The sequence below is a fragment of the Pseudoalteromonas sp. 68 DY56-GL68 genome (genome assembly GCF_041414825.1).
In the GTDB taxonomy this organism is placed as follows: Bacteria; Pseudomonadota; Gammaproteobacteria; order Enterobacterales; family Alteromonadaceae; genus Pseudoalteromonas.
In genome coordinates this window covers 165786-183298 of record NZ_JAOCZL010000018.1, presented here as the reverse complement: position 1 = coordinate 183298, position 17513 = coordinate 165786, and the positions used below count along the sequence as shown (strand labels likewise).

The 17513-nt window shown below is 41.8% G+C and carries 14 protein-coding genes; 4 read left to right on the top strand and 10 right to left on the bottom strand.

Annotation, left to right across the window (positions count from 1 at the left end; translation table 11 throughout):
- Positions 1-4 precede the first annotated feature (4 nt).
- Positions 5-1021 (top strand): aspartate-semialdehyde dehydrogenase, encoded by a 1017-nt coding sequence (locus tag NYF15_RS09295; protein ID WP_371353384.1) that lies wholly within the window; start codon positions 5-7, stop codon positions 1019-1021.
- Positions 1022-1343: 322 nt separating this feature from the next.
- A complete protein-coding gene (locus NYF15_RS09290; protein ID WP_371353383.1) occupies positions 1344-5405 on the top strand; it encodes a FimV/HubP family polar landmark protein in 4062 nt (1353 codons plus the stop codon).
- Positions 5406-5873: 468 nt separating this feature from the next.
- Here NYF15_RS09290 and NYF15_RS09285 read toward each other — a convergent pair whose 3' ends face one another.
- Together NYF15_RS09285 and NYF15_RS09280 are read right to left on the bottom strand one after the other, a co-directional pair.
- Positions 5874-7496 (bottom strand): M28 family metallopeptidase, encoded by a 1623-nt coding sequence (locus NYF15_RS09285; RefSeq protein WP_371353382.1) that lies wholly within the window; start codon positions 7494-7496, stop codon positions 5874-5876.
- A 124-nt stretch (positions 7497-7620) separates the two neighbouring features.
- Positions 7621-8640 carry an MBL fold metallo-hydrolase gene (locus NYF15_RS09280; protein WP_371353381.1) on the bottom strand — a complete coding sequence of 340 codons (1020 nt, stop codon included), beginning with the start codon at positions 8638-8640 and terminating at the stop codon, positions 7621-7623.
- Between the two features lie 174 nt (positions 8641-8814).
- Here NYF15_RS09280 and NYF15_RS09275 point away from each other — a divergent pair, with 174 nt between their 5' ends.
- The gene (locus NYF15_RS09275; protein ID WP_130151333.1) at positions 8815-9408 is read left to right on the top strand and encodes a TetR/AcrR family transcriptional regulator; all 594 of its coding nucleotides are present in this window, start codon (positions 8815-8817) and stop codon (positions 9406-9408) included.
- 9 nt (positions 9409-9417) lie between these two features.
- Entirely contained in the window at positions 9418-9924 is a 507-nt protein-coding gene (locus tag NYF15_RS09270; RefSeq protein WP_371353380.1) for a YdcF family protein, read from the top strand.
- A gap of 37 nt (positions 9925-9961) precedes the next feature.
- Here NYF15_RS09270 and lipA read toward each other — a convergent pair whose 3' ends face one another.
- The 8 genes from lipA to rlmH all read right to left on the bottom strand — a co-directional run bounded on the left by lipA (position 9962) and on the right by rlmH (position 17502).
- The gene (gene lipA, locus NYF15_RS09265; RefSeq protein ID WP_130151335.1) at positions 9962-10927 is read right to left on the bottom strand and encodes a lipoyl synthase; all 966 of its coding nucleotides are present in this window, start codon (positions 10925-10927) and stop codon (positions 9962-9964) included.
- Positions 10924-11577, bottom strand: coding sequence for a lipoyl(octanoyl) transferase LipB (gene lipB, locus NYF15_RS09260; protein ID WP_130151336.1), 654 nt, complete (start codon positions 11575-11577; stop codon positions 10924-10926). The genes lipA and lipB overlap by 4 nt, the downstream gene beginning before the upstream one ends.
- A 19-nt stretch (positions 11578-11596) precedes the next feature.
- Entirely contained in the window at positions 11597-11875 is a 279-nt protein-coding gene (ybeD, locus tag NYF15_RS09255; protein WP_062570642.1) for a DUF493 family protein YbeD, read from the bottom strand.
- Positions 11876-12057: 182 nt separating this feature from the next.
- Entirely contained in the window at positions 12058-13218 is a 1161-nt protein-coding gene (locus NYF15_RS09250; protein ID WP_062570808.1) for a serine hydrolase, read from the bottom strand.
- A gap of 54 nt (positions 13219-13272) precedes the next feature.
- Positions 13273-14040: a septal ring lytic transglycosylase RlpA family protein gene (locus NYF15_RS09245; protein WP_130151337.1), complete on the bottom strand. Its 768-nt coding sequence runs from the start codon at positions 14038-14040 to the stop codon at positions 13273-13275.
- Entirely contained in the window at positions 14040-15146 is a 1107-nt protein-coding gene (gene rodA, locus NYF15_RS09240; RefSeq protein ID WP_130151338.1) for a rod shape-determining protein RodA, read from the bottom strand. Before rodA ends, NYF15_RS09245 begins: the two co-directional genes overlap by 1 nt.
- Positions 15143-17023, bottom strand: a complete 1881-nt coding sequence (gene mrdA / locus NYF15_RS09235) for a penicillin-binding protein 2 (protein ID WP_237119408.1) — start codon at positions 17021-17023, stop codon at positions 15143-15145. Before mrdA ends, rodA begins: the two co-directional genes overlap by 4 nt.
- An 8-nt stretch (positions 17024-17031) precedes the next feature.
- Positions 17032-17502: a 23S rRNA (pseudouridine(1915)-N(3))-methyltransferase RlmH gene (gene rlmH / locus NYF15_RS09230; protein WP_062570646.1), complete on the bottom strand. Its 471-nt coding sequence runs from the start codon at positions 17500-17502 to the stop codon at positions 17032-17034.
- Positions 17503-17513 lie beyond the last annotated feature (11 nt).

Sequence of the window (17513 nt, the reverse complement as noted above, 5' to 3'; positions counted from 1 at the left end):
ACACATGTCGCAAAAATTTAATGTTGCAGTTTTAGGTGCCACAGGTTTAGTGGGTCGCCAAATTATCGATACGTTAGAAGATCGTAAGTTCCCAGTTGACCAATTATTTTTACTTGCAAGCAGCCGTAGCGCAGGTGAAGAAATTCAATTTCGCGGTGAAGCGATTGAAGTCCTTGATGTAGAAGAATTTGACTTTAGCCAAGCACATATTGGTTTATTCTCAGCTGGTGGCAGTGTCTCTGAAAAGTACGCACCAATAGCCGCAGAAGCAGGGTGTGTTGTTATCGATAACACCTCGCACTTTAGAAACGATTTTGATGTACCACTTATTATTCCTGAAGTGAACGCATCGAGCTTAGCTGATTTTAGAAACCGTAATATTATTGCCAACCCAAATTGCTCGACCATTCAAATGTTAGTGGCATTGAAACCAATTTATGATGCCTACGGTATTGATCGTATTAATGTGTCTACCTACCAAGCCGTGTCAGGTGCAGGTAAAGAGGCGGTTGATGAGCTTGCAAAACAAACAGCAAACTTAATGAATGCACGTCCTATGGATAATGCTGTTTTTCCTAAACAGATTGCGTTTAACGTTATTCCTCAAATCGATAGTTTTGAAGACAATGGCTACACACGTGAAGAAATGAAAATGGTAAACGAAACACAGAAAATCCTTGGTGATAGCAGTGTTGTTGTTAACCCTACATGTGTGCGTGTGCCAGTATTTTTTGGCCACAGTGAAGCAATTAACATTGAAACGCGTATGCCGGTTGATTTAGAGCATGTAAAGCAGTTACTAAATGATGCCGAAGGGGTTGAGCTTATTGATGATTTAGCCGATTACCCAACAGCAGTATCTGATGCAAGCGGCAACGATACTGTTTATGTAGGTCGTCTGCGTGCAGATATTTCTCATCCGCACGGACTAAACATGTGGGTTGTGAGTGATAACACTCGTAAAGGCGCAGCCACAAATAGTGTGCAAATTGCAGAAGAGCTAATTGCAAACTATCTTTAAATCTGATGATTTAGGCTGAATTAAAAACGGAGAAAGCGGCGAGTTGCCGCTTTTTTTGTGAATTCACTGCCAAATTATTGCCGCATACGCCGTAAAAGCGTATAAACTTAACCATAACAATAAAAATATATCTCAGCCGCGATTATTTAAGCTATTTACTATCAATGTGTTGCAATAGATATTGTAGCCCAACTGGTTTATAGTTTGCAGCTGGAATAGAGTTTGCTAGAAAACACAATTAAGAATTCAATTCTGCAAGAATTACTCAATGTTTAAGCAACGACAGTTGCTGCGTTAACATTTAAAACACGAAAGGATCAGCATGCGCGGTTTAGCTACACTCTTTTTATTAGCGTCTGCATTGGTGATAACACCAACTTACTCTAATGAAGGCACCACTCTTAAAGGCCCCAAAGGTGTCGATTATGGTGCGCAGGGGCGCTCAATTGGTCCAATTAAGCCGACCGATACTTTATGGCGTATTGCGGCTAAAGTTCGCCCTGATAACTCAGTGAGTATCTATCAAGTCATGCAGGCTCTGTATGAGAAAAATCCATCATCGTTTCTTGATCAAAACCTTAATCACATGCGTGATGGCGCTTATCTTAAAATCCCTACAATTGCTGAAATGCGAGCTGTCAACGCAACGCTTGCAAAAGCACGCTCTGAGCAAGACGATGAACTATGGGAAAGAAAGAAAAACGGCACGTTAACGACAGCACAAATCAATGAATCTCAAAAGAAAGTAACGCAAGCCCGTAAAGTTGATGTTGATGAAGCTAAACAAGAGTTAAAGCAAGAAATTAACACCATTAAAGCTGAGCAGGGTACGCAACTGGTTGAGTTGCAAAAGCAATTTAAGTCGTCTGTAGAAAATGTTGAAGAGATTTTAGAAGAGAACAATAAGCTAAAAAACCAACTTACGGGTATTTCTAAAGAGCTTGAAACTGTTCGTAATCAGCTGGGCCAAGATAGCGAAATTCAAAAGCAGCTTAAAGAACTGATTGATAAACAAAACGAAATTATTGAGCAGCAAAGAGCAAAAAAGATTGAACAGGACAGTGGGGTTAACTTTTCATCACTTTTGAGCAACCCATTTGTTTTGGGCGCGTTAATGTTTATACCTGCATTACTGGTTATTGGCGGCGTGATTATGTTTTTGAAAAAACGCAACCGTAATGAACCAGAGTCGACAGATGACGATGAGTTTTTACCGCAGAGCCCAAGCTTCTCTTCAGAAGAAGAGCTAGACCCTATAATTGACTCTGATCCGCTTGTGCCTGAGCCTGAACAAGATAGCGATGATCTTAGTGTTCGTTTAGACGATGACGATTTAGAGCAAGACATGCTGCCTGATGATGACATTATTTTTGATGACAGCATTGATGATGGCTTTGATGAAGACGATGATAATGTTTTAAATCAAGACGAGCTTGAAGGACTTTTGAGTGACGATATTGTCTTTAATGATGATACGCCAGAACAAGCGATTGAAGATGATGAACTTGATTCATTCTTACAGCAAGACTTTGACCAATCTGATGATGACGGCTTAGGTGATGAAATTGATTTAGATAGTGAGCCATCTGCTGCAGACACTTCTGGTGATATTTTAAGTGCCGATGATATTGATAATTTATTTGAAAACGATGACAGCCTTGATGATTCGCTTGAGTCAAGCTCTTCAAATGATGAAATGGCCGCCTTAAGTGAAGAACTTGCTGAAGAAGACTTTGATATCGATAGCTTGATTGATGAGCAACAAGACGCAGCAGAGGATACACATGCAAGTATTGATAACGATGATATTGATGATCTACTTGACGAACCTTCAAATGAGCCTGATGCAGAACTGATCGATGAAGACGATTTCGATATAGATAGTTTAATCGATGAAGCACAAACAGACGAGTCTGAACCAGTACCTGTTGAAGAAGGTGATCTTGTTGATGAAGATGAAGCAGACGATGCCTTTGACCTAGATGATATCGACTCACTCATTGATGAAGCCGCGCAAGATCAAAACGATGAGCCAGCTGAAGTTGAACCAGACGCGGATGCACTTATTGATGAAGATGAGATTGATGATGCACTCGATGTCGATGACATTGACTCACTTATCGACGAAGCCGCACAAGATCAAAACGATGAGCCAGCTCAAGTTGAACCAGGCGCGGATGCACTTGTTGATGAAGATGAGATTGATGATGCACTCGATGTCGATGATATCGACTCACTCATTGATGAAGCCGCACAAGATCAAAACGATGAGCCAACTCAAGTTGAACCAGACGCGGATGCACTTGTTGATGAAGATGAGATTGATGATGCACTCGATATCGATGACATCGACTCACTTATCGACGAAGCCGCACAAGATCAAAACGATGAGCCAACTGAAGTTGAACCAGACGCGGATGCACTTGTTGATGAAGGTGACATTGAGGACGACTTTGATTTAGATGACATTGACTCACTTATCGACGAAGCCGCAGAAGAGCAATCGGATGAGCCAGCTCAAGTTGAGCCAGATGCGGATGCACTTGTTGGTGAAGACGAGATTGATGATGCACTCGATGTCGATGATATTGACGCACTTCTCGACGAAGCCGCAGAAGAGCAAGCGGATGAGCCAGCACAGGTTGAGCCAGATGCGGATGTACTTGTTGATGAAGACGAGATTGATGATGCACTTGATGTCGATGACATTGACTCACTTATCGACGAAGCCGCAGAAGAGCCAGCACACGTTGAACCAGACGCGGATGCACTTGTTGATGAAGACGACATTGATGATGCACTCGATGTCGATGATATTGACGCACTTATCGACGAAGCCGCAGAAGAGCAAGCGGAAGAGCCAGCACACGTTGAACCAGATGCGGACGCACTTGTTGATGAAGACGAGATTGAAGATACACTCGACGTTGATGATATTGACTCGCTTACCGATGAGGATGAATTAGATGATTCACTCAATGGTGATGACGAATTAGCGCTTGATGATATTGATGAGCTAATACAAGAGGCAAATGAATTAAAGCAAGATACGCAGGCACAAATTTCAGAACTCTCTGCTTCAGAGCCCTCATCTGAGCATGATGAAAATCTCACTGATTCACTCGAAGATCTTGCTGATGCAGAACAAGCAATTGATGATACTCGCGTAGAAGAGCTTGCATCGGAGTTAAACGATGATGCAGACATTGACGAAGTTGATATTGATGAAGCTATCAATACTGACTTTAGTGAAAACAGTGATGACTTGCTAGATGATGACGACAGTTTAGATGAATATGATGATCCATCATTAAAGAGTGTTGATGAGCTTCTTAGCGAAATTGGGGAAGAGGAAGAGTATGTCGCTGCACCAGACTGGTCAATAGATGAGCCAAATGAAGATTTTGAAGAAGTAGAAATCGATCTTGGCGATGATCCGCTCGCTGAAGAAGAGCGTGTCGATGACGTTGATTTAGACGCTGAAGATGAGCCATTATCACAAGATATGGTTACCCCAAGCCAAGAGTTGGAAGAGTATCCAGAGCTTGAATTTGATGAGTTAGAAGCAGACGAGGTTGTTGACGAAACAAACAATGAAACAGAGTTAACACCGAGTCAAGCGGAGCAAGACTTAGCAGACTCTCTTGCTGCGGCGGGTGTCGATCAGCTAGATGATGACTTTGACGATGAGATTCTCATCGACAATGAGTTTACAGAAGATGACTTAATTGACTCTGATGAAGAGAACACACAAGAAGGTGATAACCTACTTGATTTAGGTACTGAGCACGAACAGGAGCAGACACTAGCTGATAAAGAGCCAGCTTCAACGGATGACTTCAGTGATATTTCAGATGATGATATCGACGATGATTTCATGGCTGATCTTACGCAAACAGACTTTGATGCGTTATTAAATGAACTTGCAGAACCTGATGATAGCCATGTTGCCGATGCCAGCGAATTTGATGTTGATTTTAATGCGCTTCTAAATGAAGACCTACAAATTGACGACTCAAATAGTGACGAGTTAGAAACCACAGAGCCTAACAGCACTTCACCAGATACCTCGGCCAGTGATGAGTTTGTGGATATTGATTCATTGCTCGAACAAAGTGATGATGAAGCGCTTGATTACGAGCCTTATGACGATGTGGATATGGATGTCGGCTTAAGTGACTTTGATGACTTACTAGCAGGTGATAACCCAACAGACGTTGATGCAGAGAGCGGTGGTTATTCTGCCAAGCTTGATTTAGCAAGAGCATATATTGAAATTGACGATTTTGATTCAGCTTTACAGGCTATTGAAGATGTCATCAACAACGGCCCAGATGAAGTGCAAGCAGAGGCACAGTCGCTAAAGGCGAAGCTTAACGGGTAAGGTCATTTTAGACTAGAAAACCGAGCTATTTGAAGTGACCCCCACTAGTTGGATAATCCAATTACTGGGGGTCTTTTTATGTCCTAAAATCACCGTGCTTCATATGGTGAAAAAATTGACTCTTGCCTAGTTCATCACTTGCTTCTTACAGTACAGAATCTAATTATCATTAATAAATAATGCTGCTAACTTGTTAAAATTAAAAAGTGAGCGCTATTTTTGGGTCTTATGTAATTGGAAATTTGGCTTAGTGTTATGACGTAAGCTTGGTATTCATTTAATGACACATACCGACAGGTAAGCAGAATGAAAAAACAAGTAGGAAGTTGTATTAAGGAAGAGGAATGAAATACCTAATAACTCTCATATTATCTCTGTCGATGAATAAGGCAAAAATTCGAACAATCAAATTCAATTTCATTCATCGAATCTGATTGTTCGAGTTAGCGTCATTCAGCGAATGCTTAATTATTTCCTATCTTCTAAACGGCGAGCTTTGAAGTCAGAATCAGCTTTCCACTTTGGCCAATCACCGTTATTGGCAAGCTTGGCAGCAATATCAACAATGAGTTCAATATCTTGCTCAACGCCACCCATTGACCATTGTGGCGAATAGTCATCTGCTTCTTTATGGTATTTATGAGCAATGTAGTCTGGGTCGGTATCACCTAGGCTCATAAACAACAAGCTAGGCACACCTTGTTTAGCTAAAGAGAAGTGGTCTGAGCGGAAAAACAGGCCATTTTGTGGTCTTGGGTCCATTTTTACGTGGCGGCCTTGTGCTTTGGCTGCATCAGCTAGGTAGTCTTCCATTTCAGACATGCCTTTTCCATATTGTAAAATGTAATCAACGCCATCAAGCACATTCATGCCATCAATGTTTAGTAGTGCCACCATGTGTTTTGTAGGCACAATCTCACCGGTAGCAAATTGCTCAGAGCCAATTAAGCCAGTTTCTTCTGCGGTGAAGTTGGCGAAGATAATAGAGCGTTTAAATGGCTTTTTCTTGTGCATTTCACTAAGAATGCGAGCAATTTCAACTGTCGCTGCGCTCCCAGATGCATTATCAACAGCTCCATTGTAAATCTTCAGCCCATCATCAGTTTGCTTGGTACCAAAATGATCCCAATGTGCACCAATGACAATGTATTCTTCAGGGGTTTCACTACCAGTGAGCGTTGCAACAACGTTATGCGATTGCGCTTGTGAAATATCACTTTTAAGCGTCAGTTCGGCCTTAGCTTTTAAATCAACTGGTCGAAAGTCTGTTTTTAATGCGTTGGCTTTTTCAGTTTGATAATCAAAACCTGCTTGCGCGAATATTTCATTGGCAGCTTGCTCATCAATCCAACCCATAACAGGGACGTCTGAGGCATTGTTAGCTTGGTCGATTAAAGTATATTTACTGCCCGTGTTAGAGCTTTCTACAACGCCCCAAGGGTAAGCAGCAGGAGCTGTTTCGTGGACGATGAAAACAGCTTTGGCACCTTGACGTGCGCCTTCTTCGTATTTGTAAGTCCAACGACCATAATAGGTCATCGCATTACCAGTGAATAGCGTCTCATCTTGAGTAGCAAAACCTGGATCATTAACAAGTACTATGATTGTTTTGTCTTTGACATCAATATCGGCAAAGTCATTCCAATTATATTCAGGTGCATTAATACCGTAGCCAACAAACACAACATCAGAACCATCAATATTAATTTCTGGATTAATTTGTTGAGTGCGAGCAGTAAAGTCACTGCCTGCATTGAAACTTAGATCACCGACTTTCAATGTCATGTTTTGATCAGGCGTGAGTTTCGCCATAGTAACAGGTTGCAAAAACTCGCCTTTGTAGCTGCCTGTTAGGCCAAGTTTTTTATATTCATTTGCTAGGTAGTTAATTGTTAGCGTTTCGCCTTCCGTTAGCGGTCCACGACCTAAAAACTCATCAGAAGCAAGTGTTTTAATATGTGAGCGTACATTGTCAATGTTCACAGTTTCATTGTTTATTACGCTTTCACTAGTATTTGATGCAGGCTCTGAGCAGCCCGCTAAACCAACTGCAAAGGCTAGGCTTGCGTATTTTAAGTAGGTTATCATCATTTTTTCTGGTTTGTTGAACAGAGTCTCACTATATTGGCAGGAAGTGGGACTGTCCAGAAAGACGCTTTCAATAACTAATTATTCAAGATGAAAGGGTAGTCATGCAATTCACATCCTTTCACTTTTACCACCATGCTTTATCGATAACAGAATCTTGAATTCTGAATATCTCACCAACTAACGGTGTGCTGAGCGAAACATGCTCTTGCGCGGCTTTTTTTGCAACGCGCCTTAGTGGGTCATACCATGCATGAAAGGCTAAGTCGAAAGTACCATTGTGGACAGGCACCATCACATCGCCTTTGAGGTCTAAATGTGCTTGTACAGACTGTTCGGGTGTCATGTGAATATCAGCCCAATCTTTATCATAGGCACCTGTTTCTATAAAAGTAATATCAAATGGCCCATAGCGGTCGCCAATTTCTTTAAAACCTGCAAAGTAACCGGAGTCTCCACTGAAGTAAAAGCGCTTATTGTTGACCTTAATTGCCCATGAACCCCATAGTGTTTTGTTGCCATCAGTTAAACCACGGCCAGAGAAGTGCTGTGTTGGTGTAAATACAAGTTGGCTATTTGCCGTATTTTGCTCTTGCCACCAATCAAAACTATGCACTTTTTGTTCATCAACGCCCCATTTTTTAAGGTCGTTTTCGACACCAAGCGGCACATAAAAAGACGCCGTTTTATCGACTAGTTGTTTAATTGCCGCTTTATCTAAGTGGTCATAATGGTTGTGTGAAATAAACACTTTCGCGATGTCTGGTAACTCTTCAATGCTGATCGGTGTTGGCTGAAAGCGTTTTGGACCCATAAATGTAAAAGGCGAAGCGCGCTCTGAAAATACCGGATCAAATAGCCAGTATTCGCCATACACTTTCGCTAAAATAGATGAATGACCTAACTTTACAAAATGCACTGTGTCATTTGATAAACGCTCAAGTTGTGCATTAGAAACAGAGTGCATTGGAAGCTCGCCTTTAGGCTCAGAATCAATTTTCTTTTCAGTAATGAATCGTTTGAAGATACCTAGTGTTTTCTTAAAGCTAGGTCTTTCAACTTGAGCGCTATTGTGAAACTTGCCGCCTGTTAATTGTGCTGAGTGGCTGTTGTTACTCACACCTTCAGCAACTAATTGATTATTCATAATAAACACTCCCATTACGATGCATAGAGCGGCGATTGCTAGCCATTTAAGAAATTTCATATTGTCACCACAAGTAAACTACACAGTGTAGTTTTTCATGGTTTATATTAAAAGTAAACTATATAGTGCAATTTTTGTTTTTGCGTTACACTAGCTAGGTAATCGGAGGGGTCGATGAAATTATCACAAAGAAAGCGATTAGATATTTTAAATGCTGCAGAAACTCTTTTCTTTCAGCAAGGATTTGAGCATACCAGTATGGATCAGGTAGCGAGTTTAGCAGGGGTTTCGAAGCGAACGGTTTACAACCACTTTGAGAATAAGGATGTGTTGTTTCAGGCTATTTTAGTCTTTATGTTTGAAAAGGTACGTAAAGATAATGCTGTGCTTTTTAATAGCGATAAACCCGTCAATGAGCAGCTTACACAAATAGCTGAACAAGAAGTTGCTTTATTAACGTCTAAGGAGTTTTTAAAAGTAGCAAAAGTTGCTTTTATGCAGATGTTACAGCAGCCTGACTTGGCCAAATCACTTGCTAATAATAGTATGGGGTGTATGCAAGATTTAGTGGCGTTTTTAGAACAAGCCACGCTCGCTCAGAAATTACAAGTTGAAGATGCAGAGTTTGCAGCTAAACAGTTTGTCTACCAATTAAAGTCATTAATTTTTTATCCGTTACTTTATGGTTTTGAGCAACAAGACAGTAAAGCCAACGCAGAGATTATTAGGCAAACGGTTAAAATGTTTTTAGCCCGATACCAAGTTTAAGGACTGCAAATGAAAACAGGGATTGTCGTACTCGGTGCACCTAATGAGGCGGATGGCAGCTTATCGATAATTGCAAAAAGTCGTTGTGATAAAGCATTCGAGGTGTATTTAAATAACCCAGGTAGCTATATTTTATGTACTGGGGGTTACGGTAGTTTTAATCTCAGTGCTCACCCACATGGTTATTTAACGCAACGATATTTAATGAGTTTAGGTGTTGCTGAAAAAGTTTTTTTAGATAATGCACCCAGCCGGTTTACGTTAGAAGATGCGACACTTGCAAAACCTATTTTAGAAGCAGCGGGCATTCAAAAGTTAATTTTAGTCAGTTCAGAATTTCACATTGAACGTGTTGGGTATGTTTTTAAGCACGTGTTTCCTTCTATGATATTGCAGAGTGTGTCGGCTATCACACCCATCTCTGAAGCTGAACTTGTGAAACTATACGCTCATGAGCAGTCTGCAATGCTCAGAGAAAAAGAGAATATTAATCAACTAAAAAGCCGCGAATTATAAAATATCGCGGCCTTTTTTAGTTTTATATACTGGCGTATTATTTTACTTCTTTACCAGCTGCTTGTTGGTCAGCATGATAGCTTGAGCGAACAAACGGGCCGCAGGCAGCATGCGTAAAGCCAATCTCATCTGCATAGTCTTTTAAAGCATCAAACTCTGCTGGTGGCACGTAACGCTTTACTGCTAGATGGTGTTTAGACGGTTGCAGGTATTGACCTACAGTTAGCATATCAACGTTATTCTCGCGAAGGTCGCGTAGCACTTCTTCAATCTCGCTAATTTCTTCACCTAAACCTACCATCAAGCCAGACTTTGTTTTCACATTAGGGTGTGCTTCTTTAAAACGGCGTAATAGCTCAAGTGACCATTTATAGTCAGCTCCTGGACGAGCAAGCTTGTATAAACGTGGTGCAGTCTCGAGGTTATGGTTGAATACATCAGGTGGTGTTTCAATTAAGATATCAAGAGCACGGTCCATACGGCCACGGAAATCAGGCACAAGGATTTCAATCGTGATCTTAGGGTTATGCTTACGAATCTCGCGGATACAATCAGCAAAGTGTTGTGCACCACCGTCGCGTAAATCATCGCGATCAACTGATGTGATTACAACGTAGCTTAGCTTCATATCTTTGATAGTCAGTGCCAGTTTCTCTGGCTCTGCTGCATCTGGCTTTAATGGACGGCCGTGGGCAACATCACAGAATGGACAGCGACGTGTACAAATTGCACCTAGAATCATAAAGGTCGCAGTACCGTGGTTGAAACATTCAGATAGGTTAGGGCACGATGCTTCTTCACATACTGAGTGTAAACCATGCTTACGCATAGCTTGTTTAATGCCATCAATACGTTCGGTTGATTTTGGTAAGCGAATTTTTAGCCATTCTGGCTTACGCAACATCTCGTTTTTTTCAGTTGGTAAAACTTTAACTGGGATCAGCGCCATTTTCTCTGCATCACGCAGTTTTACGCCTGGTTCCATTTTGACTGGTTTATTCATTCGTTTTCAAACCCTTCAGTGTGCTTAACCACAGTAGCATTAAGCTTTTTAATCATGTGTTTTACAAGCCCTGCACCTGCTTGCTCGAGGTTTTGTGGGCCATGCAAGTCGGTTGTTTGCACCATGTTCATACCTGCATAGCCGCATGGATTGATCCGTAAAAAAGGCGCTAAATCCATGTTTACATTCAGTGCTAAACCGTGGAAAGAGCAGCCGCGACGAACGCGAAGACCAAGTGAGGCCACTTTACTATCGTTTACGTAGACACCCGGTGCATCGGCTTTGGCGTAAGCATCAATATCATAATCTTTAAGCGTGTCTATAATACACTCTTCTAACCAAGTGACGAGTTCACGCACACCAATATTTAAACGACGTAAATTAAACAGCACGTACATCATTTGTTGGCCTGGACCGTGATAGGTAACTTGGCCACCACGATCCACTTGAATAACTTCAATATCACCCGTGTTTAGCAAGTGTTCTGCTTTACCTGCTTGGCCTTGTGTAAATACAGGTTCGTGTTCTACTAACCAGATTTCATCCGCGGTATGTTCATCACGAGTATCAGTAAAAGATTGCATTTTTTGCCAAATAGGCATGTAACGCTGACGACCTAACTGACGAACGATTAATTCTCTTTCGCTCACGACTTACTCCGTAATCAGCCTATAGCATATGACGTACGTCATCGATGTTGCTGATCACGTTATAGATTTCTTCAATGTGCTCTTTGCTTGTGACCGTTGCAACAAGCGTTACTGATTCGTAATTACCTTTGCTGCTTGGCTTTACTTTAGGTGCGTAATCACCTGGTGCAATAGGTTGCAGCTTTTCTAAGACTTGATCTGTCAAGTTTACATTTGCTAAGCCCATGATTTTAAATGTAAATGGGCAAGGGAAGTCTAAATACTCATCAAACTTAGTATTTTTAACAGGTTGAACCACGACGGTGACTCCTCAAACAGTGAGTGTGCTTAATAGAGATTTTCTCGGCCACTTCTTGGCGTTAAGCAAACTAGGTTATGACGCACTCGACCCAGCGCGACTGATATGGGGCGCATTCTATCATTTTTCAGGCAAAAAAAAACGCCTTGCGATGCAAGGCGTTTATAATCTTTTATTCGTTATTACATTATTTGTAAACGTAGGTAATCATAAATTTTGCTAAAGAAGCTACCTTCTGCTACTTCCTCTAGTGTAACTAGTGGATATTGCGCGATTTCTTCACCTTCAAGCTGTAAAAATAAAGTACCTACTTTTGTCCCTTTTTCAAGCGGTGCTTCTAAGGTTTTATCAAGCTCAAAGTTTGCTTTTAAATTTTTACGTTGACCACGAGGGATCGTAATCGGCGTATCTTCTAAAATACCCAAAGATACATTTTCTTTGTTACCCATCCAAATACGTTGCTCAGCGAAGCTATCGCCAGCTTTGTACGGTGTAATTGTTTCGAAAAAGCGAAAACCGTAGTTCAGTAACTTTTTACTTTCAACTTTACGTGCGCGCTCACTTTCTGCGCCCATAATGACAGCAATTAAACGCATATCGTCTTTAGTCGCAGAGCTCACTAAGCTATAGCCCGCTTCTGATGTGTGGCCAGTTTTGATGCCATCAACATTCATGCTCTCATCCCATAACAATGAGTTACGGTTATATTGTTTAATGCCATTATAAGTGAATGATTTTTTAGCATACACTTCGTATTCATCAGGTACGTCACGAATAAGTGCAGCGCCCAGTGTCGCCATATCGCGTGGAGTTGTGAAATGCTCAGTTGTATCTAAACCATGGCTGTTGATAAAGTGGCTGTTAGTCATACCTAACTTTTCAGCATGAGCATTCATTAAATCAGCAAATGCACTTTCACTACCAGCAATATGCTCGGCCATTGCTACACAGGCATCGTTACCAGATTGAATGATGATGCCATGGTTAAGATCGTCAACACTGATCTGTTTACCAACTTCGATAAACATTTTTGATGATTCAGGGAAATTCTTTGCCCACGCTTTTTCACTTACAGTAACCATATCTGTAGGTGATATGTTACCTGCTTTAATTTCAGTACCAATTACATAACTGGTCATCATTTTGGTTAAACTTGCAGGCGCCAATTTGGTATCGGCTTCGCCTTCTGCGATCACTTTACCGGTGGTGAAATCAACCAAGAAGTAACCTTTCGCATTAACTTGAGGTGGGGCAGGGATGATTTGGGCTGTTGCAGAGAAAACGCTAGCAGTGCAAACAAGGCCACAAACGCCACTTAAGATTTTATATTTTATAGATTTCATCATACTCATTAATGGTTAAAGTTAAACATGTCGCGTTAACCTATTCTAAAGGTCTTACTCACTGTAAAGCAAGAACGCGTTCTGAAATTGGTTTTGTTTTAATTTGTTCAAGACAGTTTGTGCTTCTGCGGCATCTTTGATTGGACCGAGTCGCAAACGATAAATTCCGTCTTTTTCAACAATATTTGTTGGTACATGGTATTGCTGACGCAATTGAAACGCGAGAGCTTCGACGTTAGCAAGTGTACTGCCTGCAGCAACCTGTATGTAACTTAAACGTGGGGCAGAATCGGCAAGTGTAATTGCTTCAACCTTAACACGCGCTGTACCTTTTGTGTAATAGCCTAGCTTGTAAGCGGCTGAATAGGACAGGTCAATTAACCTGTCATCATGAAAAGGGCCGCGATCATTTACTCGTACGATTACCGATTTACCATTATCTAGATTAGTCACACGGGCAAAACTGGGTAAAGGCAGCGTTTTATGAGCGGCAGACATAGCAAACATATCGTATATTTCGCCGTTAGAGGTGTGGTAATTATGAAATTTTCGACCGTACCACGACGCTATACCTTCCTCAGAATAACCGGTTTCATCAAGCATAGGTGTGTAGCGTTTACCTAGTACTTCATAAGGACGACCAGCACTTGCACTTTTCACTACAGGTGTGACGACGGCATCTTGCATTTCAAGCTCTGTAGGCTTACGCAGCGGAGCAGCATCATGTTCCATTGCATACCTGCCTCGTTGTGAAGAAGAGCTACATGCTGTTAGCAACACACACATTAAAACAATAAATAGAAGGTTCACGCGGTTTATCATTATTTTAAAAGCATCCTTTTATCGGTAGCGATGGACATAATAATACCAAACCCGGCCATCAGGGTTACCATCGATGTGCCACCGTAACTAATTAATGGTAAGGGAACACCCACTACAGGGAGTAAACCCGATACCATGCCAATATTTACAAATACATAAACAAAAAAGGTTAACGTGAGCGCTCCCGCTAGAAGTTTACCAAATGCATCTTGGGCATTAACAGCAATGTAGAGTCCGCGACCTATGATAAATAGGTACATGCAAAGCAGTAAGCAAACACCAAAAAGACCAAACTCTTCACTGAGTACTGAAAAAATAAAGTCAGTGTGCCTTTCTGGTAAAAACTCGAGTTGTGATTGGGTACCTTGCAGCCAACCTTTTCCCTCTATACCACCAGAACCAATGGCTATTTTTGACTGAATTATGTGGTAGCCAGAACCCAGAGGGTCACTTTCAGGATCTAAAAACGTGAGTACCCGTTGGCGTTGGTAGTCGTGCATTCCGTAATGCCAAAATGGCCATGCAGCGAGCGCGATGGTTGCACTAAAAAAACCAATCAAGCGCCAACTTAAACCAGACAAAAACAACACAAAGATGCCAGAACTGGCGATTAAAATCGAGGTACCTAAGTCAGGTTGCTCTTTTATTAAGACGGTTGGTACCATCACGATCGCAAAACCAATAATTAAGTGGATGACTCTCGGTGGTAAGTGGTTACGCCCGATATACCATGCAACCATCATAGGAACGGCTATTTTCATTAATTCAGACGGTTGAAATCGAGTTACGCCCAAATCAAGCCAACGCTGAGCACCTTTTGAGCTAACGCCGAATAGCAAAACACCAACCAGCATCAAAAGCCCCACACAATAAAGGGGTATAACCATGCTTTTTAATGTATTAGGTGAAAACTGAGCAAGAATAAACATACCTAGCACAGCGCCAAACATACGGGTTGCATGGCGAATCATCATCGCCGAGTCTTGGCCACTGGCGCTGTATACGATAGCAAGACTCGCTACCATCATAGCCATAAGGGCAATTAGAAGCGGTAAATCGAGGTGAAGGCGCTGCCAGATAGAGCGTTTTTTATTTAATGGGATCATGGCGCGTCACTTTGAGCTGTTTGAATTGGGTTAGCCGAAAAGTAGTAATCCATTAACTGGCGGGCGATTGGCGCACCAACGGTACTACCACCACCAGTATTTTCTACGACCACAGAAACAACAATTTGTGGGTCATTATAGGGTGCAAAACCAATATAAATTGCGTTATCACGTTGGCGCTCTTTTAATGACTTAGCGTCATAACGCTCACCTTGTGCAATACTGACAACTTGTGCGGTTCCCGTTTTGCCAGCAGGGTCATAAGTCGCCCCTTTAAATGCTTTATGGGCTGTCCCTGTTACTTTATGTACGGTGTTGTGCATCGCATCAAGTGCAATTTGCCAGTGATGTGGATTTTTAAGTACCACAGGTGGCTTTTCATCATTATTGATTTGCGTTACTTCGTTTTCTTTTTTGGCTACTTGAACAAGATGAGGAGGGTGGTCCAAACCACGGTTCACCAAAATGTTAGTTGCATTGGCTATTTGCATCGGAGTGGCAGTCCAATAGCCTTGTCCAATACCCACTGAAATTGTATCGCCTCGCCACCACGATTCTCTGAAACGGGCTTCTTTCCATTCTTTGGATGGCATAATTGCCGTTGTTTCTTCATGAATATCAATACCCGAGAGCTCGCCAAAGCCAAACTGAGTCATAAAGTCACTGATTTTAGTGATGCCTAATCGGTAAGCTACATCGTAAAAGTAGGTATCACATGACTCTTCAATGGCTTTGTACACATCGACATGACCATGGCCCCAACGTCTCCAGTCACGCCATTTGTGTTCAACATTAGGTATTTGAAAAAAGCCAGGGTCCCAAATTTTTGTTTGCTCGGTGACCAGCCCTTCTTCCAATGCCAAAATAGCCATGTGTGGCTTCACTGTTGATGCAGGGGCATACCGGCCTTGGGTTGTACGATTTATAAGTGGTCGATCAGGGTTTAGTAATTCTTTGTAATCTTTGCTACTGATACCATGCACAAACAAGTTAGGGTCGTAGCTTGGATTTGAGTATAGCGCCAATACTCCGCCATCTTTGGCATCAAGCACAACAACCGCACCCCGCATATCTTTTAAGGCATGTTGGGCAATTTGCTGTAAACCTATATCGAGGGTAAGCACTAAATCATGGCCAGGCTCTGGTGGGGTAAGGCTAAGAGTACGAATTACTCGACCACGGTTATTTACTTCAACACGTTGTGAGCCAACCATACCATGCAGGAGTTCTTCGTAATACTTTTCGATACCCAGCTTACCAATGTCGTGCGTTGCACGGTAGTTAGTCGCCTGATCCTCCGCTTCGAGTTTTGTAAGCTCTTTTTTATTAAGCTTAGCAACATAACCTAAGGCATGGGTGAGGGTATCACCATATGGGTAGTAGCGAGCGAGGCGAGCTTCAATACTAAACCCTGGGAATTTATGCTGATTTACCGAAAACTTTGCTACTTCGGTTTCATTTAATCGTGATTTTAGTACTTGGCTTTTAAAGCGACGGTTATGCTTTATATCATCTAAAAAGTCAGCTTTTTGTTGCTCACTGATATCGATAATCTGTTGAACAGCTGTGAGCGCTTTATCGAGGTCGTCGACATCTTCAGGGATCACTTCAAGATTGTAAACTGGTTTGTTTTCGGCCAGTAATACCCCATTTCGGTCATAGATAAGGCCACGATTGGGCGCAATCGGAATGACTTTAATACGATTATCGTTCGAACGAGTTTGGTAATCTTGGTGATCAATTACCTGTATGTTATATAAATTTGATAATAAGACACCAATTAGCAGGGTAACAAACACAAAACCCACAAATGCTCGGCGAGCAAATAAGTTTGCTTCAGCCGAGTGGTCTCGAATCGTGGGTCTGTGTTTTCGCATTGGTTTTACTACTCGCGATGATAAGGGTGGTTGTTATTCAAGCTCCAGCCACGGTAAAGGCTTTCGGCAACAATAATACGCACTAAAGGGTGCGGTAGTGTTAGGTTTGATAGTGACCACTTTTGTTCAGAGGCTGCGATACATTCAGGTGCTAAGCCTTCAGGGCCGCCAATTAACAAACTCACATCACGTCCATCAAGTTGCCACTTCTCCATACTCTTAGCGAGTTGATGCGTATCCATAGGTTTACCGGTTACTTCCAAGGTAACAATACGGTTACCCTTTGGAATAGCCGCCAAGGTTTTTTCACCTTCGAGTTGTAAAATACGTTTGATATCCGCATTTTTACCACGCTTTCCTGCTGGTATCTCAACAAGTTCAAGTGGCATATCACGCGGAAAACGGCGTTGATACTCTGTAAATCCGGTTTCAACCCATGCTGGCATTTTTGTGCCAACAGCAATCAATTGTATCTTCAAAATGCGTACCT

Bases quoted from the DNA above. Each gene is read 5' to 3' on its own strand.
- NYF15_RS09295 (WP_371353384.1), top strand. From the start codon at position 5: ATGTCGCAAAAATTTAATGTTGCAGTTTTAGGTGCCACAGGTTTAGTG.
- NYF15_RS09290 (WP_371353383.1), top strand. From the start codon at position 1,344: ATGCGCGGTTTAGCTACACTCTTTTTATTAGCGTCTGCATTGGTGATA.
- NYF15_RS09285 (WP_371353382.1), bottom strand. From the start codon at position 7,496: ATGATGATAACCTACTTAAAATACGCAAGCCTAGCCTTTGCAGTTGGT.
- NYF15_RS09280 (WP_371353381.1), bottom strand. From the start codon at position 8,640: ATGAATAATCAATTAGTTGCTGAAGGTGTGAGTAACAACAGCCACTCA.
- NYF15_RS09275 (WP_130151333.1), top strand. From the start codon at position 8,815: ATGAAATTATCACAAAGAAAGCGATTAGATATTTTAAATGCTGCAGAA.
- NYF15_RS09270 (WP_371353380.1), top strand. From the start codon at position 9,418: ATGAAAACAGGGATTGTCGTACTCGGTGCACCTAATGAGGCGGATGGC.
- lipA (WP_130151335.1), bottom strand. From the start codon at position 10,927: ATGAATAAACCAGTCAAAATGGAACCAGGCGTAAAACTGCGTGATGCA.
- NYF15_RS09250 (WP_062570808.1), bottom strand. From the start codon at position 13,218: ATGAAATCTATAAAATATAAAATCTTAAGTGGCGTTTGTGGCCTTGTT.
- NYF15_RS09245 (WP_130151337.1), bottom strand. From the start codon at position 14,040: ATGATAAACCGCGTGAACCTTCTATTTATTGTTTTAATGTGTGTGTTG.
- rodA (WP_130151338.1), bottom strand. From the start codon at position 15,146: ATGATCCCATTAAATAAAAAACGCTCTATCTGGCAGCGCCTTCACCTC.
- mrdA (WP_237119408.1), bottom strand. From the start codon at position 17,023: ATGCGAAAACACAGACCCACGATTCGAGACCACTCGGCTGAAGCAAAC.